Origin of the sequence: Stieleria sp. JC731 (assembly GCF_020966635.1) — a bacterium.
GTDB lineage: Bacteria > Planctomycetota > Planctomycetia > Pirellulales > Pirellulaceae > Stieleria.
Window position 1 is genome coordinate 245,286 of the sequence record NZ_JAJKFQ010000001.1, and the last position, 23,662, is coordinate 268,947.

A 23,662-nucleotide genomic window follows, 5' to 3' on the forward strand; every position below is an offset into this window, starting at 1 on the left:
TCTGGTTATAGAAAAAAGAAAACCGCCGGCAGGAAACTGCCGGCGGTTTTAGTTCAGAGACTAGCTGCCTTTGTTGGCATTCTTAATCTGCTCAATCACCTTTTCCAGGTTGAAGGAGCCAGGTGTCTGGCTGGGCGGATACTCAACCATCGTTTGCAGGAACTGGGCAGCGTACTGCTGCATCGGAATCAAGACGTAGGCACGATCCAGGAACCAGTCGTTGTAGGTGTTGCTGTTGTGCTGTGCCTTTTCAAAGGGGTCGCGTCGCAGGTTAAACAGCAGTGGGACACGTAGTTCGGTGAACGGTTCGCGCCAGACGCCAAAGGCTTGTCCTCGGTTTTCCATGAACACGCCTTTCCAAGGCCCCAGTCGTAGGGCTACGACTTTCCCGTCGTCGTTGACATACATGAATTCCTTTCGAGGCGACTGATCGGTCTTGCCGGACAGGTAGTCCAGCATGTTATGCCCATCGATGTAATTGCGATATTGACGGCCAATCAATTCGGTGCCCTCTCGCAGTTTCTCTGTGATGTTGGGTTCTCCCGCAGCTGCGGCGAACGTTGGCAACCAGTCTTCGTGGGCAACAATGCCGTTCAGTGTGACCCCTTTCTGGAACTTTGCAGGCCAGCGGATAAATGCAGGAACGCGGTAGGCGCCTTCCCAGTTACTGTTCTTTTCACTGCGGAACGGGGTCGTTCCGGCATCGGGCCAGGTGTTGTAGTGAGGGCCATTGTCGGTCGAATAAAAGACGATGGTGTTTTCTGCAATGCCCAGTTCGTCCAGAAGGTCTAGTAGCTCACCGACGTGGCCGTCATGTTCCACCATGCCATCGTGGTATTCGTCGCCATCTTTGCCCGACAGTCCCTTGTTCTCTTCCTTCACATGCGTGCGGAAGTGCATGCGAGTCGCATTCCACCAGCAGAAGAACGGCTTGTCAGTATCGTTTTTGCGTTTGATAAAATCTTTCGCTGCAGCGACGGTTTCTTCGTCGATCGTTTCCATCCGTTTCTTAGTTAACGGTCCAGTGTTTTCGATCGATTGTGTACCGTCGCCGTTCGCTTTGCATTTCAGAACGCCACGTGGACCGTACTGTTCGCGGAATGTTTTGCCACTTGGCAGTACGTAGTCACTTGGGTAATCGCGGTTCTCTGGCTCTTCTTCGGCGTTAAGGTGATATAGGTTCCCGAAGAATTCATCGAAGCCATGATTGGTGGGGAGGTGTTCGTCGCGATCTCCAAAGTGGTTCTTTCCGAACTGGCCTGTGGAATAGCCTTGTCCCTTCAAAACCGCTGCAATGGTGACATCGCTTTCCTGCCAACCTTCTTTTGCTCCGGGAAGGCCGACTTTGGTCATTCCTGTCCGGACAGGTACATTGCCGCCCATGAACGCGGCACGTCCCGCCGTGCAACTTTGTTGGCCATAGTAGTCAGTGAAGGCGATTCCTCCCCTGGCGATTCTGTCGATGTTTGGCGTTTGGTATCCCATCATGCCACGATTGTTATGGCTGATGTTCCATGTCCCAATGTCATCGCCCCAAATCACGACGATGTTGGGTTTGTCTTGTGCGGAAGAAAACGTAGTGATCGCAAGCGACAGCAACATCGCCAACGCACCAGTGCGCCTTTTTATCATGCTGTGATTCCCCGAGTGATTGGCTGAAGTTAATAGCCAGCGGATGCGTCGGCAGTACAAGAGAAGCCGACTTCTATTGAAAGCATCCTAACACTTGGATTTTGGACGAGGGGTCACGTAGTAGTAAGTTTATAGAAGTTTCACAGCTGAGTCTTATATGCCTCAGGTGAACAAAAATGAAATGTAGTTTTGTTTATTGGTGGCTATGTGATAAGTACCGGCGAAGCCGGTGAAGTCTTGTTGCTAGAGGTGCCATCACTTGTCGCCTGGTGTCAACGAGATCAAATGAAGTGAACCTCTCAATGGTTCCAATGTGATTCAGGGGCATATGTGAAGGTGATTAGAACGCAATGTTCACACGCATCCCAAGGAGATACGCGTCGCTCAATTCCCTGCGTGCTTGGCTGATCCACTGGAAATCAGGTGTGACCGAGACAGTTCGTGATATCTGTGACCGATAAAAGATTTCCACACCTTTTGAATCTCCGATCGAACCGAGTACCGTCGACAAAATAGGCCCTACTTCGTCACTCGTGCCGCTGTAGTAGTAGCCGATTCCAAAGGAGTCTTTCTCTCGCCACGGGTTGCTGCCACCTAGGCCGGCACTTAGCAAATAGCTAATGGGATTGGCGGAGTCGTCTGCGATTCCCGCTCGTGCAAAGTAGCCGCAGTGGCGTGAAGAATCGCAAGGGTCAACCCACAAGGCTTGGTCGGTGTTCCAGTACAGAGACCATGATCCGTCAACTCGATTGACTGGAACGTTTGGTAACAAAATACGAGGGTCTTGCCCGAATGAAACATAGTCGCGACTGCTCCAGGTGCCGCCCAATAGCTGGTGCCCGGGTTTGCCTAGCCAGTCCGTCGCAAACCGCCATTCGGCAGACAAAGTGACGCCATCCTCGAATAGTTCACTAAACCCGTCGGAATCTGCTGTGTCGGTCGGGTTCATGACAAGGAAATTGAAGATTGGTTCCGTCCCCTCGACGATCACAAATCCACAGCCCAGCGAAGCGTACGGTACCGTTCGGAGAGCGATCGGATTAGCGATGAATGCGGCGTTAGAAAACTGCGTGATCCCTCGTCCACTGGCGTAAGCGTTGGCATCACCGTCAAGCGTGTCCAGCTTTCCCGCATAGACCGCAAATCTCTCCGAGAGAAACTGAGTGAAAAGCACGTTTGTTAGGTACAGATCACGGCTGTCAGCAACGGGCAGTTCGGTCGGTAGAGTTGGCGGCAAGAGAACACCAGCAGGTTCGCCTATCGATCGGCCAAAGTGATGTTCGGCGCGGAGTTTTATGAATAGCCCTTCTTGGACTCCCATTTTTCCAAGGTCGAGGTTGGCAAGGTAATCTCCGTGTCCGCCGTATCGGTCTGTTTCTTCAAGCCCACCGCTGACAGTGCCAAAGTAATATTGCGTGAGGTTGTTTGTGACTGTGATACCACGGGACGCTAAGGTTGCATGAATCCCTTGGAGCCATGAGGGAGATTCGCAGCCTACGCCATCGCATCCGAGCTGGTCGCAAGTTGTTGTGCCACAGTCGCACGCGAAGCTCTCATAGCTATTGGTGCATGTGTTCACTTGAGCTGAGGCATTCGCAGAGGATCCAATCAATACGACGCAGCAGAGCACCGTGTCTATTGTCAGACGTCGCAAGATCGAATGCGTTTGTTTAACTGCCACTGGTGGGTCCCCGGGGCTCTGCAGCTTTTAAGTAATATCCTCGTACAGCTTGAGTTTTCGGAATGGCGAATTGTCCGCTGACGGGGGGATTGGGGTTTTTTCTTACATGTTCATCGATCGAATCTAGTTGTATGGGTTCAGTAAAATGTCCCAGGGTAGGGAATCGGAGAGGCATCGTTCTCGGACGGGATTGGAATGCTCGGTCAACTACTGCTCTTGAATTGGAAACGCATGATGTCGCATCGCTTTGAAGTTTTGGTCGCTTTTTGTTGGGTGTATTTGTTGCTACCGGTGAACTGGGCGGCTGCACAGCAAGGTGAGACGAACGCCGTTTCTGTAGATCAAGCGGATGAGGATTCTGTGCGGGCGCATTTGAAACGCTATACCCAGGCATTCAATGATCGGCGATGGGAAGACCTGGGGCAGCTGGTTGCTTCTGACGTCACTTATCGCGATGAATCCTCGGCAGAGCAAATATCTGGTGTTCACGGTTTGATCGGTCGGATTAAAACTGCAGTCGAACGAGAGCCAGGGTTGGTTTTGAAGGCACAGATTATCGGGTTGGAGAATCAGAACCAGGGTGATGTTGATGTCGCAAAGATGGTCGTTCGTGGTCAGACGACGCTGGTATCCGAATCGATGCCGGATGAGGTTTCTGATTTTGTCGTGACGGTGGTTAAGCAGTCAGGACACTGGACAATTACATCCATTGTTGAGCAGGCACCGATCGACGCAGAGCGACTGAGTCTCGGTGGCAGCCCGGAGCCCAATCATGCCATTGAGTCATTGGAATGGTTGGTAGGTACTTGGGAAGATTCATCGGACCGAAGGCTGCAAAGTGAGATCGAGTACCTGCCAGGGCGAAAGTTCTTGCGAAGAACGATTCTTGATCCCTCGACGAAGGCGTCTATCGGGTACGAGTTGGTCGGCTACGATGCGAAGTCAAATTTGGTCCGCTCTTGGATGTTCTTTACCGATGGTAGTTTTGGTAGCGGGATCTGGAGCAGCGGTTCCGACCATTGGCGATTGAAACTCGTTCAAACACTTCGAGACGGACGCAGCGCGTTGGGAACCTATATCATCCGTCCGGAAGATAAGAACACGATGGTCGTGCAAATGATCTCGCGAGAAATCGATGGTGAGCCGATGCCTTCGGGGCAAGAGGTAACGCTTAAACGCATCGATGGCAGCGTCGGTGTTTCATCCGAATCAACACCCGCTATTGGAGCTGAGTGATGAAAGTATTGGTTCATCGTTTGAGGCGCTTTGCTTTCGTTATCATCGTTGCAAGCCCCTGGGCGGCAACAGCGGAGTGCGGAGGTCTTGGCGGCCGAGGTGCTGGTGTGCGTGCAAGCATTGGTGGGGGCCGTCCTTCCGTTGGTGCCCGTGCAAGTTTTGGAGGTGCAGGCAGCGGTGTTGGTAATGTTCGACCGAATGTGAACACAGGACGTACCGGTTTCGGTGGCGGCGGTTCATTTCCGATGCAGCGTCCACAAACCAGTTCACCGCACCTGGGCGCTTCTGGGAACTTGAATCATTCGAATCTCAGTGTGCCTTCACAGAATCGATCCAGTTTCGGTCCGGGGCGGCGTGATGAAGCCGAACGCAGGTCCATTTCTACAGGGCGTTCCAACGCTGTGGTTCGACCAGACGCCGCGGTCCGGCCAAACAACTTGAACGTACCGAGTCAAAGATCTAGGCCAGTGGCGAACACGAATCGGCCCGCGATGCCGGACTTTGGCAAGCTGCCTTCTGGAAGGCCCTCGGCAGGTGAGCTTGGTGATTTCCTTGGTGTAGATCCACCCACACGACCCGCCTCGAATCCGAGTCGGCCGATGCTGCCCGCGGGGAATCGTGACACCGGATTTGAGCGTCCAAACATCGGCGAAAAGGTTGGCCAGCGTGACACCCTTCCCGCAGTCGTTCGCCCAGATAGAAATCATGGCTTGTCACCCCGGCCAGAACCAGGCAATCGGCTTGCGCCTGATCGACGTCCCGATATTCAGATTGGCGATGTCAACATCGGAAACAACAATGTCATCAGCAACAAGCCTCGATGGGCGACGATCGACAATAATCGAGTTAGCGCGATCAATCGGCGTTGGAGTAATCAGCTCAACAGTGCCACGACCTTGCCGGCAAGAGTTCCAGGTCGATTTCAGGATTGGGGTGATGCGATCCGCGACCATTGGAGCGGGAGCCATTACCCCGGCTACTTCCGTCCAGACTGGTGGGCACGACACCAATTTAGGTGCTCTGGTTGGCATTATTTTTATGCATACACGTACTATCCCTATACGTATTGGTGGGGCACGCCGACCTACAACGACGTTGTGACTTGGTGCAACTTGAACGCTGCGGCATCTGTCGCGTCGCAACCGGTTTACTACGATTACGGAAACAGCGGCAATGTGATTTACCAAGAGAATCAGGTCTACATCGAGGGGCAAGCCGTTGCGGGTGCCGATGAGTTTGCTCAGAGCGCTGCTCTGCTATCCACTGTCGATGAACCTGAAGACACGAAAGATGCGGAGGAGGCCGAGTGGATGCCGCTTGGGACATTTGCGTTGACCGCCGATCCTGCTGATGTCAATCCTTCACGCATCGTTCAACTTGCCGTCAACCGGCAGGGAATCGTTTCTGGGACACTCTACAACAATGACACCGATCAGTTACAGGCGATACAAGGACGTGTTGATAAAGACACGCAACGAGTCGCCATGCGTCTTGGTGAAAGCGAAGATGTTGTTGTCGAAACGGGGCTCTACAACCTGACTCAGGATGAAGCTTCCGTCCTGGTGCATTACGGTAGCGAAAATCACGACGAATACCTTTTGGTTCGTCTGCCTAGCCCCGAAGTGTCAGCTTCCGGAAACTAATCTTCTACCCAAGATCACGCCATGATTTGTCATCGAGTTTCATTAATCGCTGTGTGCCTGGTTCATTTCGCTTTGGTCCTGTCGCCCGCAGAAGCCAAGCCTCGTTTGTGGACCAGTGTCGACGGTAACGTCACCATTGAAGGTGAGTTTATTGCTTCCGATGAAACGACCGCAATCTTGAAACGCAAAGGGTCGGGCCGTTTGGTAGCGGTTGAACTATCCGAGCTTTCGCCAAAGGATCGCGAAGTGATCCGTGAACTGCTGAATCGGGATCCGTCGGAAGTTGCAATAGTCAAGGATGAATCGCAGGCTGATAAAGATGCCGAGCACATGCAAACTTGGAAGTCACGCGACGGGATGAAGATTCAGGCACGCGTCATCTCTTACGGAAAGAAAGACTACACTTTGGCGAAGCAGCGCGGCGTCATTACGATCAATGGTAAAGCATTCTCGGCACTCGATTCTCTACACCAGCACGTCGCATTAAAAGTCCTTTCAAAGATCGAGAATACGCCGCTTGAGGACGAAAGGGATTTGAAACGCTTTGTCGGTTCCCTGGGCGGGCAGCCGAAGACGTATCCCTTGGAAGGCGTGCTGATGGAGTTGGCATCTGGTGATCAGATTGCCGTGCCTTTTTTTATGTTCAGCGATAGCGACCTGGAGATTTTGAAAACCGGTTGGGAGAACTGGCAGCAAACTGACGGTGCGGCGAAGTCACGTGAGGATCTGATGATGCGATCCGAGGCCATGGACTATCAACGATCGATCGCTCAACAGGCTGAATATCAACGGATGGAAATGTTGAAGTTGAATATGTTGGCTGCTCAAACCGGCTTGATTTCGATTTGGGAAGTTCAGCTCAAGCCCAACCCTGCCGTCTATGGCCGACCTGTCAGCGTCATGGTTTCAGCACATGATAGTAATGCCGCAACCCAAATGGTGTTGCCGAACTATCCGGGTTACTCGCTAATCGGTGTCAGAAAGGCAAGTCGCCTTTGAAAGGCAGATGCTGTGAGCCAATTTCCATTCGATCAAGACGTGATTCAATATCACGGCAGGTAAAATCCAAACGAGACTTGGATGCGGTGAGCGTCAGCTTGACGAAGGTCTTGGTTTTCACGAACGCCGTACAGATACTCCGCGCCGGCAAATATCCGATCGTACGGGTTGAATATCGTATTGATCGCCAAGTATTTCGTCTGACGCAGGTTCGATCCAGACTGCCCGGGAAGATCATCGAGGGTGAGTTGGCTGAATGTTAGGTTCGAAGTCACGCGATCGGACCAAGCTTGTTTGCATCCGATCATCCATCCGAACATCGGCAGGATTGCAGCACTGTTGGGGCCTGTCGATACGATGTCTGGTGATCCTCGATAGCTGCCGATTCCTTCGCCGACAGTCAGTTGCGAATAAACTCTTGTGCAATCAGTCAGGTGCACGGAACCGGTGATGTTGATGCCCCACGCAGTTCCCGTAATCACGGACCCTCCGGTCGGTTGGAAGCCAAGTTTTCGCAGCACCAGCGCGGATTGGGTTTCCGCATAGTCGCTTTCCCAGCGAAGGTGGGTGATGACGTCCGGAGACTCGGTTCGCCCTTGACCAGAAAGTCCAGTTGGCACTTCGATAATGACGGTGGGATCTTCCAGGGAGGTCGCAAAGCTCCAGCCTGACCGTCCGAGTGGTTGGATGAAACGCACAAGGCCTTGGCGACGATTGACGTTTGATACCGCGCCCTCAAAATCCAGCGTTTGTGGGACAGCGGAAGGATCGGTGAATGTCGTCCAGGTTTGTCCAGCGGTGAATCGCCCTAAAGTTCCGTATGCGTGTCGAAGACGCAGTGATCCATTGGAACCGTCGCCTCCGCCAAAAAAGTCAGCTTCGATGAACGCCCTGGCAATGTCTTCTTCAACTCGCCATCGTGTATCAAAGCTTAAGCGGGACTGTTTGGCATGAAATCGAGCATTTTTATGGTCCGCCGCACCGACCGGGATCTCGGTCGTTACAAAAGAATCTTCGCTGTCGATAGGAGCCAAGTCGGAAATGAAGTCGGCTTTTATGAAGCCTCCAACTTTCATCGCCGCTTTGTCAGCGATAATGACGATGCCGCCGGAAAACTCAGGTACGGCGTTAAAGTCATTCTTGTTTTGGTTTAGGAGGGTATCGTCAAATTCTGGCGTGCGAAAGTCGGAAGCACTCAGTCCATCGTTTGCAAAGCTCTGCGGCTCCATCGACATTTCGGCTAGTTGCGGTGCACCAAGCTCTAATGCAGACGCTGTATCGGTATAAGGTCTTAGGGGCCGATTAGTTTCTTGTTCAGGGTGAAGAAGTCCAATAGTACTGATGTTTTGTGCATTTAATGGACAAAGAAATATCATCGCAGCAGTGATGTGTGCGATGGTGACGATGAATAGTGGACGTAAGTGCATCGTAATGTGGCGAGTATCACTCGTTTCGGAATCGATTTGACCCATGAGGGCGCGAAACGGTGAAGCTAGCGAAGTCACTGAACTTTAGTGATTTCGGCCAAGCGGGTTTGAAGACTTCAATTGCATAGATGGTTTTACGTTTTTAAAGCATGTTAATCGCGTCTTTGAAACCGTTTCTGAATGCACTGTTGTCGGAGTTGCTGGCTATACTGATGTGCTCTCAACGCGGAGCCACGCATTGCTGATGCTTCTTTGATTTTTAGCTCCGCAAAGTTGTCTCACATCACGGCTAAACGACTGGACAGATGCGAATTCGAACTTTGATCAATGCGGCTGTTTTGTTTGTGGTCTCGACTGTTCCATGTCTTGGGCAGGAAAAGGAAAAGATCGCTTTACTGTTGGATCGGTCGCCAGCCCAAGCGAACGCGATCGGATTCATTGATATTCCATCGCTCAACAAGCTGATGAAGGATGCCGGGTTTTCAACTCAGGTCAGTTCCTCAATCGATCAAGTCTGGTTTATCGCTGATCTGGACCTGGCCGAAATGCGGCCTAAATGGGAGGCAGGATATGCAACTCTTAAAAAAGCAGTTGATACCGAGCAACTTGCCAGCGCATTGGGTGGATATGTCGACACGGTCGAAACCCAGCAAGTCGTCCACGCCCCCAAGCAAACTTATTTCGTTCCTGGTGTGAAGCATCCCGAGCGTCTAGGCATTTTGCGTCCAACCGATCGTACTCTGTTGGCCGGTTGGTTGACTCCAACGATGAACATCCAGTACACCCCATTTTTAGATTCTCAGGCCAATCAGCCAGAATCGTATTTGTCATTCATGATGGCATTGGAGCTGCGGAATGTACTTTCGCCAGTTCCTTTGGCAACGCGTTTGCAAACCATCGAGTCTTTGAAAGCCAACCCTCCCGAGTCTGTGGCGAAGGTTTTGGCATCGATTCAAGGTGTCAGCGTGATTGTTGGCCGACAAAGCCTGCAGCAGTGCATCGTGAAGTTTCAATTCGATAAATCACCAGCATCGCTCAAGCCGATCGCCGCTGAGATGCTCGCAGAGATTTTGGAAAAGAATGGTTTGGCGGCAGCAGAGATCAAGACTTGGAAAGTTTCCGTCAAAGACAACGAGCTTGCACTGCAAGGACCGATCACGCAGTCAACCTTAAGTGGCTTGATGAGCGTTTTCAGCGTACAGAGTCAGGCCGAGCGAGCTGCGGGCAGAGCGACTCTTGAAGCGGACGATGACAAGCAGATTGCTTATCAGTCGAAGCATTATTTCGATGAAGTCAATACGATCATCGAGCGGACGCGAGATCATAAATCTCAGACTACAGGCGCGATGGCCAGTTGGAATGACAAACGCGCACGCCAGATTGATGAGCTAGGAACACTGAATGTTGATCCTGAGATGATTCAGTACGGAACGAACGTGGCCGAGCTCCTTCGCGGTAATGCGATCAACGTGCGGCAAAATAATATTCAGGCCGGCAAGGTGAAGGCGAACCAAAGCCTCGACAACGGCTACTACAACGATGGGTATGGCTATTACAACACGAACAGCAGTGTTGACTATCAGCGTGTCACCGACGCGATGGCTCGGGGAAACGCGTATGGGGACTATCGCGGAACACTGAACCAAATCGATAAGATCACCGCAGAGGTTCGACGTGCTATGACAGCGAAGTATCAAATCCAGTTCTGAGCCATCGTGTTGATCCTCGTTGGTGAGCACTTATTGTAAGATCAATACGCGGTTAGCCTTACCGCTCTTGATCAGTCTTGACGAACGCTTCCACTGGTCGGAGTTGTCATGATCGATGGACTCAGCTGGCTCGCTTTGGTGACCATCCTGCTCGTCATCTTGGCATTGGTTTATGGAGTGATCGCGATTCACGACATTCCCTACAAGATTGCTAAATCGCGGAATCACCCGCATCAATCGGCGATTCACGCCGGCGGATGGGTCAGCCTGTTCACTTTGCATGCCATTTGGCCTTTCCTTTGGATTTGGGCGACGGCTTACGATCCTCGACACGGTTATAGCGGTCGCGAATCGAAAGAAGAGCCTGCCGATTCCACCAGTTTGGAAGAGCGTGTCGCGGAAATCGAATCGCGGCTCGCGGCGTTGCAGGTTTCTAAGTTGCCTCCCGTGAACGAAGAGCCTAACTGATGGACCTATTGATCTTATTGTCCTATGCGGCGTTGGCGGTTGGCGCGTTCAAGGTGTTTAAGATTCCGGTCAACGGATACACCGTCGTCACGGCGGCGCTTGGAGGCATTGCCTTGTTGGCAGCCTTGTTGTTGACGATGAACTACAACCATCCCTTCACCAGGGTTGGACGATTCTATTTTCGGACGACGCCAATTGTCCCGCAGGTGCAGGGGAAAGTGATTGAGGTTCTCGTCTCGGATAAGCATCAGGTCAAAGCGGGAGACATCCTCTTCAAGATTGACCCCACACCTTTCCAGGCGATCGTTGATCAGAATCAAGCGATGTTGGTCGCAGCGAAACAGCGTGCCGAAGGGTTGAAGGTCAATCTGGAAGCCTATCAAGAGGCATTCAATTCTGCCGTTGCGAACCGGAATGCCGCGCAAGACACCTATGAGCGCGATCAGAAGCTTGTCGAGCAGAACGCGACGTCACGCGCCGAATTTGAGCAATCCAAGCAAGCCTACCTGTCCGCCGTCGCGCGTGCCAGTCAGGCGAACGCGGAACTGAAGCGAGCCCAGCTGGAGGCGGAGTCGTTGGTCGAAGGGGTCCATACGGATGTTGCCGAGGCCGAGGCGCGGCTGGCCAAAGCTCAGTTTGACTTGGACGAAACTGTCGTTCGAGCGCCCACTGACGGAGTCGTGCTGCAAGTGATGTTACGCCCCGGAATGATGGCGGTCCCCTTGCCGTTGAAACCGGTCATGATCTTTCAACATGATGAAAATCCTGTGTTCGTCGCTTCGTTCTTGCAGAACAACGCCCAACGCGTCACGCAAGGAGCCGAGGCCGAGGCGATATTCCAATCCGTCCCGGGGCGTTTCTTTAAGGGGAAGGTCAAGCTCGTCGGCGCCGTCGTGGCCCAGGGGCAGCTCCAGCCCAGTGGCGAGCTCGTCGCCGCGGAGAAGATCAGCGGAGAAGGACGAATCAATGTTTCGATCGAGTTTGAAGAGGAGGCGTTTGAGGGCTTCACGATCGCCCCTGGATCGACCGGACAAGTCGCGGTCTATAGCGAGCATATGGAGCCGCTCGCCATCATTCGGCGAATCTTGTTGCGGATGAAGTCATGGACCAATTTTATCTTTTCCGACGGTCATTGAAGACTTCTGAAGCGATTCGCTGGGGTCCAATTGAAACTCTGCTTGGACCTTATCGAATGCGAGGGGCGCCCGGAAAGCAAAGGAATCGCCTCAGCATCAAGAAAAAAAAGCCGTTTGTGATTTCTCACAAACGGCTTTTGTATGGAGGCGGCGGGAATTGAACCCGCGTCCCGCGATGCGTCCACGGCGACGTCTACGTGTGTAGTCAGGCTATTTCGGACCGAAGTCCAGTTTCGCTCACTGCGGCGCTGCCCGACAGGCTCCGCCGCTCACTAGTTCGAATCTTTATTTAACCCACCGCGTCTCGAGCAGGACGGCAGGCGATCCAGAATTACATCTGACAGTCGGGCGCCTCTGGCGGGCCCCCTCAGTCAGGGATGCCTGTAATTAGGCAGCCAGTGCTAGATTTTCATCTGCAATTAAATTTATGATCAGCTTTTTACGTGGCCAACTGATCAACCACGACACGCAATCACTCGCTTCCAATCATCCGGTCGAATCCAAGTCGCCCCCGATGAAAAACAGGGAGACCGAAGAGTCACTCCCTCGGCACTGCCATTCTACGAGACCGGCAGTGAAAGACAAGGTAACGTCGCATTCCCCGCCAATAGCGTTGCCCGTCACTAGCAATGTCCGACAGCTACATCGCAGGCGAGGCTTCGGAGCCACTTGTCTGTGCGATGTGAAGGACACTGCGATCGAGGCGAGGGTTCGGCCTCGGCCAGGGTTCGGCTGATGACGGCATCTCGGTCCTCGTTCCACATCGCGTTCGGTTTTTACCGGTTCTATGCGTTGTCCGTTGATGCCAAGAATGCGGACGTTGCGGCGAACGAATGGGCGAAATGTTTCCTCGGCCGGATTATTTCGCTGAAAAGGGTGCTTCAAGACCCATGTTTTCGTGCCAATTGCTCAGCGGCACTGATGTCATCGCCTCGCGTCGCCGCTCACTAACCAGTCATCTACCTTCCGAAGATTAACGAATCCGGAATTGAACATGAGCCAATCTGAATCCGATGGACTCCAGTTGCCAGATTTTGAGCATCTACGGCCATACGCCGTTTGGGTTGCTCTAGGGATCGGGTTGGTGTTCCTGTTGAGCACCAGCTTCTACACCGTTCAAGCCGAGTCGCAGGCCGTCGTGCTGCGTTTCGGTCGCTTTGTAAGGACGGCTGATCCCGGGTTGCGTTTCAAGCTGCCGTTGGGGATCGACAAGGTCGAGTTCGTTCCGATCAAGCGTCAGTTGAAACAAGAGTTTGGCTTCGGGACTGCTGGTGCGTCAAACCCGACGCAGTATTCCAGTGAGCAAAAAGAAGAACGCAACATGGTGACCGGTGACTTGAACACCGCATCGGTCGAATGGGTGATTCAATACCGGATTAAAGAGCCGCAGATGTACTTGTTCAAAGTCCGTGACCCGGGCCGGACGCTTCGTGACTTATCCGAATCCGTCATGCGTACGGTTGTGGGCGATCGGACGGTTGACGAAGTCATTACGATCGGTCGGCAGGAGATCGAAGTCGACGCGCTGACTCAGCTGCAAGAGCTGGTCAACCGCTATGAGCTTGGCTTGGCGATCGATCAGGTGCAGCTCAAAAACGTGAATCCGCCCGAGCCGGTGCAGCCTTCGTTTAATGAGGTCAATCAAGCACAGCAGGAACGCGAAAAGTTGATCAACGTCGCCAATGGTGAATACAACAAAGAGGTTCCCCGTGCTCGCGGTGAAGCGGAGCAAAAGATTCAAGGTGCCGAAGGCTACGCGACCAAACGAGTCAATGAAGCCGAAGGCGATGTGGCTCGCTTTGTGGCTGTTCTGAAAGAGTACCGTAAAGCTCCCGAAGTGACTAAGCAGCGAATCTATATCGAAACGATGCGTCAGGTTGTGCCGTCGCTTGGAAAGAAGATCATTCTTGATGACGGGGCGAAGCAGATCTTGCCCTTGTTGCCTTTAACCGGAGGTGCGGTTCGATGAAACAAGTCCCCGTAACACTGTTGGTCGTTTTCATTGTCGCTGCCTCGTTTATAGCCTATAGCTGCAGCTATTCGGTGAAGGAAACCGAGCAGGTGATCTTGACCCAATTCGGCAAGCCGGTCGGAGATCCGATCGTCGATAGCGGCTTGCATTTCAAGCTGCCGTTCATCCAAGAGGCAACGTTTTTTGAAAAGCGGATCTTGGAATGGGATGGCCGCCCGAATGAGATGCCGACCAAGGACAAAACGTACATCGTTGTCGATACGTTTGGTCGTTGGAAAATCAAAGATGCCAAGCAGTACTTTTTGCGTTTGCGTGATGAACGCAGTGCGCAATCGCGTCTGGATGACATCCTCGGGAGTGAGACTCGCAACGCGATCGCGAAGCATGAATTGATCGAGTTGGTGCGGACGACAATAGATCGCCAGCCGGTTCAGGATGTGGTGATCGTTGACGGTCCGGGCACGACAGGGACGCTTTATCCGATTACCAAAGGTCGTGCAAAAATCGAGCAAGAGATTTTCGAAAAATCGGTCGAGAAGTTGTCCGACTTCGGCATCGAACTGCTCGATGTTCGCTTCAAGCGAATTAACTACAACGACAACGTTCAGCTGCGAATCTATGACCGAATGATCAGTGAGCGTCAGCAAATCGCCGAGCGGTTCCGCAGTGAAGGTGCTGGCGAGGCGGCAAAGATCATTGGCCGAAAGGAACGCGACCTACTTGAGATCGAGTCGGAGGCCTACAAAAAGGTGCAGCAGATTCGCGGCGCGGCGGATGCGAAAGCGACGGAGATCTATGCCGCGGCCTATAACCAAGACGAGGAAGCCATTCGGTTTTATGAGTTCATTAAAACCATGGAAACCTACGAAGAGATGCTCGGCGGGGATAGCACGTTGGTGTTAACCACCGATAGCGATATCTTCAAGTTCCTCAAAGACATTGATCCCTGAGCCGCTTTGGCGTTAGCCGCGGTTGCGTGCGCGGCAGCCAGAGGCTGCATGCAGTACGTCACAAGGCGGGAGCCTTGCGACGAGTTGGTAGTGGACGAGGCGACGAGTCCTTCTTCACCTGCGATGTCTTGCGGGCTCCGCTCGCCCAAGAACCTGGACGTCATCCAACCGTCGCTAGCGCGAAACGGCTCAGTAAACCATTCCCTGAGCCGCATCGGCGTTAGCCGCGGTTGACTGCGTCTCAGCAGCCGGAGGCTGCATGCAGTACGTCACAAGGCAGGAGCCTTGCGACGAGTCCTACCTCGTGTGCCATGTCTTGCGGGCTCCGCCCGCCCAAAAGTCTGGACATCATCTAACCGTCGCTAGCGCGAATCGGCTCAGTAAACCATTCCCTGAGCCGCTTTGGCGTTCGCCGCGGTTGACGGAGTCTCAGCAGCCAGAGGCTGCATGCAGTGCGTCGCAAGGCAGGAGCCTTGCGACGAGCACAAAAAAATCCCTCGCCAGCAACTGCCGGCGAGGGATTCGTTTTTATCAAAACGTCAGAGACTTAGGCGATTACTTGCCTTCTTTCTCTTTGCGTTTCGCTTCGATGATGTCCGCTTGGACGTTCGAAGGAACTTCGCGATAGGTTTCCAGTTCCATCGTGAATGTCCCTTGGCCTTGCGTCATGCTTCGCAGGTCGGTCGCGTAACCGAAGGTTTCCGCAAGTGGGACTTCTGCGATGATGATGCTGTTGCCATCGACGATATCGTTGCTGTTCATGATTCCGCGGCGGCGAATGACGTCACCGACGACGGTACCTTGGAAGTCCTCGGGGCACTCGATTTCGACCTTCATGATCGGCTCGAGCAGCTTTGGACCGGCTTGCTTGAAGTATTCACGGAAGCAACCTTGAGCCGCGGTATAAAACGCCTTTTCCGACGAGTCGACTTCGTGGAACGAACCGTCGTTCAAGTCGATACGCGTTCCCACCACTGGGTACTCAGCCAAGGGGCCTTTGCCGAGGATGTCGCGGAAGCCTTTTTCGATCGCGGGGATGTATTGCTTAGGAATACGTCCACCGACGACGTGGTCTTCGAATTCAAAGCTATCTTCGCTCACCGAGCCCAGTGGGCTCAGCTTACCGACGATGTGAGCGTATTGACCGCTACCACCGGTTTGCTTCTTGTGCTTGTAGTTGAACTCGATTTCCTTGGTGGGGCTTTCGCGGTAGCTTACCTTTGGTGCACCGACTTCGATTTCGACGTCGTATTCGCGGCGAATTCGTTCGATGTAAACTTCCAGGTGAAGCTCACCCATTCCGCTGATCAGGATTTCGTTGGTCTCTTCATCCGTCATCACGCGGAACGTTGGGTCTTCCTTACGGAAACGTTGCAGTGCCTTGCCCATCTTGTCTCCGTCGCCACGGCTCTTGGGAGCGACAGCGATTTTGATAACCGGGTCTGGGACGAACATCGATTCCAGCGTGCACTGGTCACGAGATGCGCCATAGGTGTCACCACTAGCCGCGTCGATACCCATGATCGCGACGATATCACCGGCTTCTGCCGAATCGATCTCTTCGCGTTTGTCACTGTGCATTCGCACGATACGGCTGAATCGTTCGCTGCGGCCGGTACGTTGGTTAACGTAGGTGCCGCCTTTCTCGATCTTGCCCTGGTAAATACGCATGAAGGTCAACTGGCCGAACGGATCGTCAACGATCTTGAAGCCCATGCCGACGAACGGAGCGTCTGGATCGGGTTTCAGTTCGATTCGCTTTTCTTCGTCCTGAGGGTCGCGGCCATGGATTTCGCGATCCAGAGGGCTTGGCAGGTAACGGTTAACCGCATCCAGCAAAGGTTGAACACCTTTGTTCTTGAACGCCGTTCCCATGTAAACAGGGGTCGCACCGCCGAGGACGGCGTCACGAGTGACCTTGTAAATCATTTCCTTGGGAACTTCTTCTTCGCTAAGCAGCAGTTCCATCATCTCGTCGTTGTACATCGACAACTGCTCGAGCATGTGAACGCGCTGTGCTTCGCATTCTTCCTTGATGTCTTCGGGGACTTCGCCGACGACGATGTCTTGGCCTTCGCTACCGGCGTGGCGATACGATTTCATTTCGATCAGGTCGACAACGCCTTCGAAGTTTTCTTCGGCACCGATCGGGTACTGCATCAGGAACGCTTCGGCACCCAGCTTTTCACGCAATTGTTCGACAACGCGGAATGGGTTCGCACCGGTACGGTCCATCTTGTTGATGAAAGCCAAGCGAGGAACTTGGTAGCGTTTCATCTGACGGTCAACGGTGATCGATTGGCTCTGAACACCACCGACGCTGCAAAGGACCAAAACCGCACCGTCAAGAACGCGAAGACTGCGTTCCACTTCGACGGTAAAGTCGACGTGGCCGGGGGTGTCGATCAAGTTGATGCTTTTGCCTTTCCACTTCAGGCTGGTCGCGGCACTGGTGATCGTGATCCCACGTTCCTTTTCCAGTTCCATATGGTCCATCGTCGCGCCGTCACCGCCACCACGGACGTCTTCGATCTTGTGGATTCGGCCAGCGTAGAACAGGATTCGCTCACTGAGGGTGGTCTTGCCCGAGTCAATGTGGGCGCTGATCCCGATGTTTCGTACGTTCTCCAGTTTCATCTTTTTTTACCTAGCATTGGCAACCGACCGAGAGATAACACGGCAACTGCCGCAGTCGTTTGGTCGGGGGTTGAATGTTTTCGTGTCTATCGAGCTGCGATTAAGTCTGCAGTGATTTGAGTGGAAATGATGGCGATCTACCTTCGACGCCGACATTCGCAAACTTGGGGAACCACCCGGGTTCAAATCCGTCGCTGACCGGTCAACGGGTGGGGCCAATCGGGTGATCGCAAGGTTGATCCAGGGGCCAAAAATGGCCGGTCAGGATGTACCGAGAGCGGAACCACGCCGGAATGGCTGGAAATTTTTGCGGAATATGGCAAAGGATTGGCCTAGCGGGAAGGGCAAATTGGCCCCTCGACGCGATTCGGCTGCAGGAACGTTCATCAAATCCCATTGCTTGGACGAACAGCTGTTCGTCGCCGCCTTCGAGCGATTCTCGTTCGCTTGATCAAGCCGTGATCGATCGGTCTATCGGCTGATCGACTCGTGAACTGATCGGTTTGTAAAGGACAGCAACGAAAGTCTGCTTTGGCCGCATTGGCGAATCGACGCGGAAAGTTCCCTAAATCCCGCGTGTGGCGGCCCAAATAGCCGGACCCCGAGCACCCATCGACGGGACTGACAGCGAGGATCGTTTCCATCGCTTTGGCAAGCAAGTGAATTGCTCGCAAATGACGGGAGTTCCCAAGTGTGGCAGGTGCGCGGCGCAAAACCGATCTGCCGTGGTCAACTGGGTGACCACAGCGAATGATATTCCCCGCGTTTTGCTCGGTTGCCACATAGTTTCCTCTTGCCGGACCCGAATCAGGCCGACATACTCCTGCTCCCTTAGATTTTTTGAAGGCGAGTCGCTGAGCCGAGCCTGGGATCTGTTTCCTTGGCAAGCTCCAGTCTCAACGACCGTCGTCGTAGCTTTGACGAGTCTGCTTCGTCGAATCCCCCCGTCGCAGTCACTTTGGACCGCGTCAGAAGAAAACCGCTTTGGCTGCTTTGCCCGAACCGGTTTGCGGTGGCGAATTCGACCGATCGCTGAACTCAGGCGATTGGACACCGAAGTTTACTCCTAGGTTCGATCCCAAGCTTGCGACCGCGTCCGTTCGCCACCAACCTCGAGAGCTTTAAAAATGCCTCCACGTCCAATGAGCTCGCGTAGCCGAGCCCGCAAGCGTTCACGCGTCCGCTCCCGCGCCAAGAAGAAGGATCCAATCTTCGTCGATGGCCAGCGACCACGTCCGATGTATGTCGATTACAAGGACGTTGAATTGCTAAAGAAAATGATCAACCGCCAAGGCCGCATCGTCGGTCGTCGCAAGAGCGGTTGCACCGCGGTCAGCCAGCACGCTGTCACCGCCGCTGTTAAACGCGCACGCTACATGGCTCTGCTGCCTTACCAAGGCGAATGAGCTTTCGAACGAACCGGCGCGTCGAGTTTCGAGATACCGACGCGGCCGGGATAGTTCACTTCTCGGCGTACTTTCCCTGGATGGAATCTGCCGAGCACGAGATGCTGCGGTCGGTCGGGATCAAAATCATTCCCGATCATCAAGATCACGCGGACGAGGTCACTTGGCCGCGGGTCAGCGTTTCCTGTGACTACCATCAGGCCGCGCGTTTTGAAGACGTCCTGACGATCGATGTTACCATCGGAAAGGTCGGTCGATCGAGCGTTCAGTACGATATCGCTTTCTATCGCGAGTCGTCTTCCGGCGAAATGGCCCCCATCGCGACCGGTAAAACTGTCGTCGTGTGTTGCAAGCTGCAGCCCGGTGGCCACCTACAAAAAGCCGAGATCCCCGGCGAGATCCGAGCAAAGCTCGAATCAATCTAAACGGTCAAACCCTAGCAGACGAAGCCGTAGTGGACGAAGCGATGAGTCCCTCGCCCAGTAGGTAGTGGACGAAGCGATGAGTCCCTCACCCAGTAGGTAGTGGACGAAGCGATGAGTCCTTCGCCCTCCAACCAGCAATCGACGAAGCGATGAGTCCCATCCTTGCTTTCGTCACCGACTCGAATCAGTCGCCTTTGTATTTCGGGATCGCAAAGGAGTGGAAGGTGATCACAACACCGACAGCGATCATCGAAAGCCCCAGCCAGCGTGGCGGCTGAACTCGCTTCTTGGGTTTAGGGACCACCGGTTCGATCAAGGCGCCGACAGTGGTCGAGTTATCGACCAGGGGCGTGTTGGTCATCTTCGCCATGAAGCGGGTTGACGGTTCGTTCAGGACGAACGATTCAACGCGACGAAATTGCAGCCCCAGTAGGATCAGCAGGATCCCGAATAGGAAATATCGATTTCGGTACAGTGACATGGTTCTAGTCGATCAGCAACGGAAGGGAGGAAGGGTTCCACGTTTTGCTATCGTCTAGCTCGGTCGGTGCAGACAACCGAACCGCCCACAGAAGTTTCGCGCTGCTCGATCACCGTCGCTGTAATCGGAATCTCCCTAACAATCCGAGATGCGTTGCTGTGTTTCGTCGTCGGATTGCTGGGGTTCAGTTCAGTGGCCTCGTAGCGCCGGGCCTTTTTTGTCTCCCTAAGCCGCACGGCATTAGCCGCGGTTCCCATGACGGGTTTAGCTTTCCGGTCTGCACCAGCGATCACGCTTCTTTCCGATCCTTCCCTATCCCATCGAATCAATTTGACCCTTTGGGGGGATCATCACCGAATAATTGGTCAACCGCTTGCCGCATCGAACGTCCAAAGCTTTGGTAGGCGGACTCTTCCAGCAGATTGGCTTGGCTGCTTCGCATGATGGCTGCGGCGAGTGATTTGTGTTGTCGCCAATCATCGAGGTCAAACTCGCGAATGTCGGTGTAGACGTCCGAGAGGTTGTTGCTGATTTTGGGGACGAGGACGACGCCATTGTTTCCGTGGACGATGTGGTAATGCATCGCGACGAACAGCAGCAGTGCACCGCAGAACATTCCGGCTAAGAACTTTGACATTTTGGAATGGTGGAATTGAACGGGCGGGGGAGGAAAGTTGAGTGCTGTGGTGCGGCAGCGGGGACAGCGTGTGGTATTGGGGGCAGGGAATTAATAGGCGTTCAGGCGGATGCGGGCAAGTCAGGTAAAAAATGGCAAACCTTGGACCAAGAAACGCTCGAAGCATCTTGACGATACGCCCGGATCGCTACAGACTACGCAACCCGTCGTGGACGGCATTTGATTGAAGTTTCGTTCATCACTTGCCGATCAAAGACACTCCCGGGCAGGATAACTTGCCTGGAGAGCAAAAAGGGCGATTAGCTCAGTTGGTTAGAGCGCCACGTTGACATCGTGGAGGTCACAGATTCGAGTTCTGTATCGCCCACTTAGAAAGAGAACCCCGCAAGGCCAAGCGTCCTGCGGGGTTTTTTCGTAGGGCAATCGCCCACCATGCACCCATCCCGCATCCCAATCGTACCCATCACGCTCCGCGTGATGCGAGTCGACTGTATCCATCACGCTCCGACGCGATGTGTGTGTTGGTTTTTGCAATGGTCGTAGCCGGTTGGCGACGGTGGGTTTGTTTTGGGAACGGTCGGAAGAGCCCCTCATCCCCGGCCCTTCTCCCCGCACGCGGGGCGGAGGGAGCCAGAGTAAGAGATGGCTATCGCACGCGGGGCGAAGGGAGCCTGTGTAAGGTTGGCGATCGTGGGCGGAGCGAAGGGGGCCAGCGTAGGTGAACCCTGTAAAGTGTGACGGAGATCCAAAGTCAGGTGACTTGCGTCCCAACTGTGATTGACTGAATTGGTACCCATCACGCTCCGGCGTGATGTCTCAGCACAATCATTCCTTCAGCAAAGGTAAGCCTGCACGCACTGCCAAAGCGGTATCATCGTGGGATGATGCAACCGATCGCTTTGGTTTCTGGGACGCGAACGGGGTGATTGCTTAGGACATCCGTGATCGCTTCGGCCAGATCATCTCGTGTCGCAGAAGGGCGGCGTTTCCCATAGCCAACGATGCGATCGTCGATTCGCCCTCGATATCGGACCGCGCCGGTTGAGTCGAGCACGACGGCTTCGGGAGTGACCGTTGCGTCCAAAGTACGTGCCAATTGCAGATCGGTGTCGATGTAGACGGGGACTTTTATTTGATACTGACGGCAATGGGATTCGACATCCGCAACCGAGATAGATTGCGAGGGATAGACAAACGCAAAATTCATCTGGCTTCGATCAACCCTTTCAAACAATCGGTTGAGTGTTGGCATGTAGCTATTGGCGACGGGGCAATCATGTTTGACAAAGATGATCGTTATAGGCTTACGCGCAAGCAGTGTCGGTACGTTGATGGTCTGTACGTTGATGACGTCGCCATCGGCATCAATCACAGAGATCGGGGAAAGGTTCGTGGAATCAAGCGTGCCAACCGGATCGATAGCCCCAACGTTTGGGGCATGACACAACAATACGATCAGTTGAAGAGCGGTACAAAGGGGGCGTGACATGGAGTTTTCGTCTCGACGGATGGTGGATAACGCAAAAGAACTTTGACGGGGCTGCGAATCTTATTCTTCGTCGGACATCAATTCCGAGATGAAGGTCCGTAGTCGCCGGATCTCGGTTTCGTCGAGCGTTGCATCTTGATCGTTGTCAAAAAAGTCGAATAGGCGGCTCCGGAAACGCTCCGGTACTTCAGAAGATTGGATCTTTTGATCTCCGTTTTGATCCAACAGCATCAGCAGCCGCATGTTCGGCATTCGCGTCGGCAGAGATATGCCCAGTTTTTGCTGTTGTGCAAGGATTCGTCTTCGCAGCGCGTCTTTGGTGTTCTGCTGAATATCTTTGATTAAGACGTCACGTTCCGACTCGTCTTTTGCGACAACATTTAGAATCATAGAACCCATCTCGTCGGTTGACTCGCGGCCCCAGGCGATTTGTCGTGGAGGCGTGAAAGGGTTCGATGGGTTCGCCGCCGAGTTGTCGTAGGTGATGCGAACGTCCAGTCGAGTTCCTGTAGGTAGATCAATCGCATCGGCGAACTGATAGGAGTCTTGCCAATCGAGATCCCAGTCCTCGATTTTTAAGAGCGTCAGCATCGAACCACCAGGAAGCGTCGCATCGAGTTGCATGCTGCTGCAAATGTAGTGAGCATGCCCGCCCACTTCGATTGCGGAAACATCGATTGGCAACGTGTAAGAATGGCGGACAACAAAGTTGGCTTCACCTGCTGGAACATCAATGCCCGCACCGATTCCGAAAAGCGGTGGCAATTGAAGTGGAATCAATTCATGAGACGGCGCTTTGTCAGCGAAATAAATCGCCAGCGTGGCTTGCTCAGTCTCCGTACGACCGATCGGGTGGAAGTGCGTTTGCATGACGATATCACTTCCTGCGGGTAACTTTCGAGCGAGGTCGCCCGGCAATCGCGTTGGTATCGCTCCGGGCACGTAACCACCCAATCCGCGATTGAAGTTTTCTGTAATTCCGCCCGCTCCGGCCCAAGCTGCACTCAGAAAGCTCATTCCATTGAACCCTGTTCTGCCGTCGCTTGCATGCCGCTGCCGTAACTTGCCGGATGGATCGACGAAGAACAAGGCATGATGCATCGCGCCGCGAGCGCTCGGGCGAATCTCCATCGCTTTGATCCAGCGGTCTTTGGTCAGCCCGACTTCGAACACGAACGAGCGATAGAGATCCGGACCTTCGGCAGGAATTTCGAACGGAGTTTTCATCGACACGACGAGGTCGGGTTGGCCTAGCAGCCAATCTGTCGGCTCTGGTTGCTCGGCTATGTCGCCAAGCGTTGCTTGGGGAGGTTGGGGCCGTTCACCACGTGGCTTTCCGGCGGCAATCCAGGTCGAAATGATCTTCCGGTCGTGATCGTTGATGCAACGTTCATTTACAAATTTGATGCCCGTATCAACCGGTTTCCAGGGTGGCATGTAGCCATCTGCAATCACCGCCTCGATCGTTTCGGCGTGCGTCGCGACGTCTTCGAAAGTGAGTAGGGGAAATGGGCCAGATTGATTGGGCTGATGGCATCCAGAACAGTTTTGGGCAATGATCGGGGCAACATCGTTTTCATAGTCAACCGACTCGGTAATTGAGCCGGCACTGGCGGACAAAGCTGACATCAGCAACATCGTTGCGCCGACAAGACAGCGGTAAAAAGATCGGATAGTTGAAATCACCGAAAAGCACCTGAGCAATGGAAAAGTTTTGCAACGTGCTACGATCGC

Annotated in this window: 18 protein-coding genes, 1 tRNA gene and 1 other RNA gene; 11 read left to right on the forward strand and 9 right to left on the reverse strand. The window is 53.6% G+C overall.

Features of this window, described 5'->3' with window-relative positions; genetic code table 11:
• Positions 1-60 precede the first annotated feature (60 nt).
• Both LOC67_RS00815 and LOC67_RS00820 read right to left on the reverse strand, forming a co-directional pair.
• On the reverse strand, positions 61-1,602 hold the full coding sequence (locus tag LOC67_RS00815; protein WP_315861033.1) for an arylsulfatase: 1,542 nt from the start codon (positions 1,600-1,602) through the stop codon (positions 61-63).
• A gap of 370 nt (positions 1,603-1,972) precedes the next feature.
• Positions 1,973-3,211: a carbohydrate porin gene (locus LOC67_RS00820; RefSeq protein ID WP_230260469.1), complete on the reverse strand. Its 1,239-nt coding sequence runs from the start codon at positions 3,209-3,211 to the stop codon at positions 1,973-1,975.
• Between the two features lie 297 nt (positions 3,212-3,508).
• Here LOC67_RS00820 and LOC67_RS00825 point away from each other — a divergent pair, with 297 nt between their 5' ends.
• The 3 genes from LOC67_RS00825 to LOC67_RS00835 all read left to right on the forward strand — a co-directional run bounded on the left by LOC67_RS00825 (position 3,509) and on the right by LOC67_RS00835 (position 7,191).
• On the forward strand, positions 3,509-4,549 hold the full coding sequence (locus tag LOC67_RS00825; protein ID WP_230260471.1) for a hypothetical protein: 1,041 nt from the start codon (positions 3,509-3,511) through the stop codon (positions 4,547-4,549).
• Between the two features lie 467 nt (positions 4,550-5,016).
• Positions 5,017-6,192, forward strand: a complete 1,176-nt coding sequence (locus LOC67_RS00830) for a hypothetical protein (protein ID WP_230260474.1) — start codon at positions 5,017-5,019, stop codon at positions 6,190-6,192.
• Positions 6,193-6,213: 21 nt separating this feature from the next.
• Positions 6,214-7,191: a hypothetical protein gene (locus tag LOC67_RS00835; protein WP_230260476.1), complete on the forward strand. Its 978-nt coding sequence runs from the start codon at positions 6,214-6,216 to the stop codon at positions 7,189-7,191.
• A gap of 50 nt (positions 7,192-7,241) precedes the next feature.
• On the opposite strand, the gene LOC67_RS00840 is transcribed toward LOC67_RS00835, so the two are convergent.
• The gene (locus LOC67_RS00840) at positions 7,242-8,420 is read right to left on the reverse strand and encodes a DcaP family trimeric outer membrane transporter (protein ID WP_230260478.1); all 1,179 of its coding nucleotides are present in this window, start codon (positions 8,418-8,420) and stop codon (positions 7,242-7,244) included.
• Between the two features lie 503 nt (positions 8,421-8,923).
• Between LOC67_RS00840 and LOC67_RS00845 the strand changes: the two genes are divergently transcribed.
• The 3 genes from LOC67_RS00845 (at position 8,924) to LOC67_RS00855 (ending at position 11,931) form a co-directional block, all read left to right on the forward strand.
• On the forward strand, positions 8,924-10,327 hold the full coding sequence (locus tag LOC67_RS00845; RefSeq protein WP_230260480.1) for a hypothetical protein: 1,404 nt from the start codon (positions 8,924-8,926) through the stop codon (positions 10,325-10,327).
• A gap of 108 nt (positions 10,328-10,435) precedes the next feature.
• Positions 10,436-10,795, forward strand: coding sequence for a DUF3302 domain-containing protein (locus tag LOC67_RS00850; protein ID WP_230260482.1), 360 nt, complete (start codon positions 10,436-10,438; stop codon positions 10,793-10,795).
• Entirely contained in the window at positions 10,795-11,931 is a 1,137-nt protein-coding gene (locus LOC67_RS00855) for an HlyD family secretion protein (RefSeq protein WP_230260485.1), read from the forward strand. The genes LOC67_RS00850 and LOC67_RS00855 overlap by 1 nt, the downstream gene beginning before the upstream one ends.
• A gap of 139 nt (positions 11,932-12,070) precedes the next feature.
• Here LOC67_RS00855 and ssrA read toward each other — a convergent pair.
• Positions 12,071-12,444, reverse strand: a transfer-messenger RNA (tmRNA) gene (ssrA, locus tag LOC67_RS00860).
• A gap of 481 nt (positions 12,445-12,925) precedes the next feature.
• Here ssrA and hflK point away from each other — a divergent pair.
• On the forward strand, positions 12,926-13,900 hold the full coding sequence (gene hflK / locus LOC67_RS00865) for an FtsH protease activity modulator HflK (RefSeq protein ID WP_230260488.1): 975 nt from the start codon (positions 12,926-12,928) through the stop codon (positions 13,898-13,900).
• Positions 13,897-14,853: a protease modulator HflC gene (gene hflC, locus LOC67_RS00870; RefSeq protein ID WP_230260490.1), complete on the forward strand. Its 957-nt coding sequence runs from the start codon at positions 13,897-13,899 to the stop codon at positions 14,851-14,853. The genes hflK and hflC overlap by 4 nt, the downstream gene beginning before the upstream one ends.
• A gap of 555 nt (positions 14,854-15,408) precedes the next feature.
• Here hflC and fusA read toward each other — a convergent pair.
• Positions 15,409-17,490, reverse strand: a complete 2,082-nt coding sequence (gene fusA, locus LOC67_RS00875; RefSeq protein ID WP_230260492.1) for an elongation factor G — start codon at positions 17,488-17,490, stop codon at positions 15,409-15,411.
• A gap of 1,127 nt (positions 17,491-18,617) precedes the next feature.
• Here fusA and rpsR point away from each other — a divergent pair.
• Together rpsR and LOC67_RS00885 are read left to right on the forward strand one after the other, a co-directional pair.
• A complete protein-coding gene (gene rpsR, locus LOC67_RS00880) occupies positions 18,618-18,896 on the forward strand; it encodes a 30S ribosomal protein S18 (RefSeq protein WP_230260494.1) in 279 nt (92 codons plus the stop codon).
• On the forward strand, positions 18,893-19,321 hold the full coding sequence (locus LOC67_RS00885) for an acyl-CoA thioesterase (protein WP_230260496.1): 429 nt from the start codon (positions 18,893-18,895) through the stop codon (positions 19,319-19,321). The genes rpsR and LOC67_RS00885 overlap by 4 nt, the downstream gene beginning before the upstream one ends.
• A gap of 184 nt (positions 19,322-19,505) precedes the next feature.
• Here the strand turns inward: LOC67_RS00885 and LOC67_RS00890 are convergent, their stop codons facing one another.
• Positions 19,506-19,802: a hypothetical protein gene (locus tag LOC67_RS00890; protein WP_230260498.1), complete on the reverse strand. Its 297-nt coding sequence runs from the start codon at positions 19,800-19,802 to the stop codon at positions 19,506-19,508.
• 325 nt (positions 19,803-20,127) lie between these two features.
• Complete coding sequence (locus LOC67_RS00895; RefSeq protein ID WP_230260500.1) at positions 20,128-20,439, reverse strand: hypothetical protein; 312 nt, start codon at positions 20,437-20,439, stop codon at positions 20,128-20,130.
• A 293-nt stretch (positions 20,440-20,732) separates the two neighbouring features.
• Between LOC67_RS00895 and LOC67_RS00900 the strand changes: the two genes are divergently transcribed.
• Positions 20,733-20,806, forward strand: a tRNA-Val gene (locus tag LOC67_RS00900).
• Between the two features lie 504 nt (positions 20,807-21,310).
• Here the strand turns inward: LOC67_RS00900 and LOC67_RS00905 are convergent.
• Positions 21,311-21,928, reverse strand: a complete 618-nt coding sequence (locus LOC67_RS00905) for a redoxin domain-containing protein (protein ID WP_230260501.1) — start codon at positions 21,926-21,928, stop codon at positions 21,311-21,313.
• Positions 21,929-21,988: 60 nt separating this feature from the next.
• A complete protein-coding gene (locus tag LOC67_RS00910; RefSeq protein WP_230260502.1) occupies positions 21,989-23,557 on the reverse strand; it encodes a c-type cytochrome in 1,569 nt (522 codons plus the stop codon).
• Between the last annotated feature and the right edge of the window lie 105 nt (positions 23,558-23,662).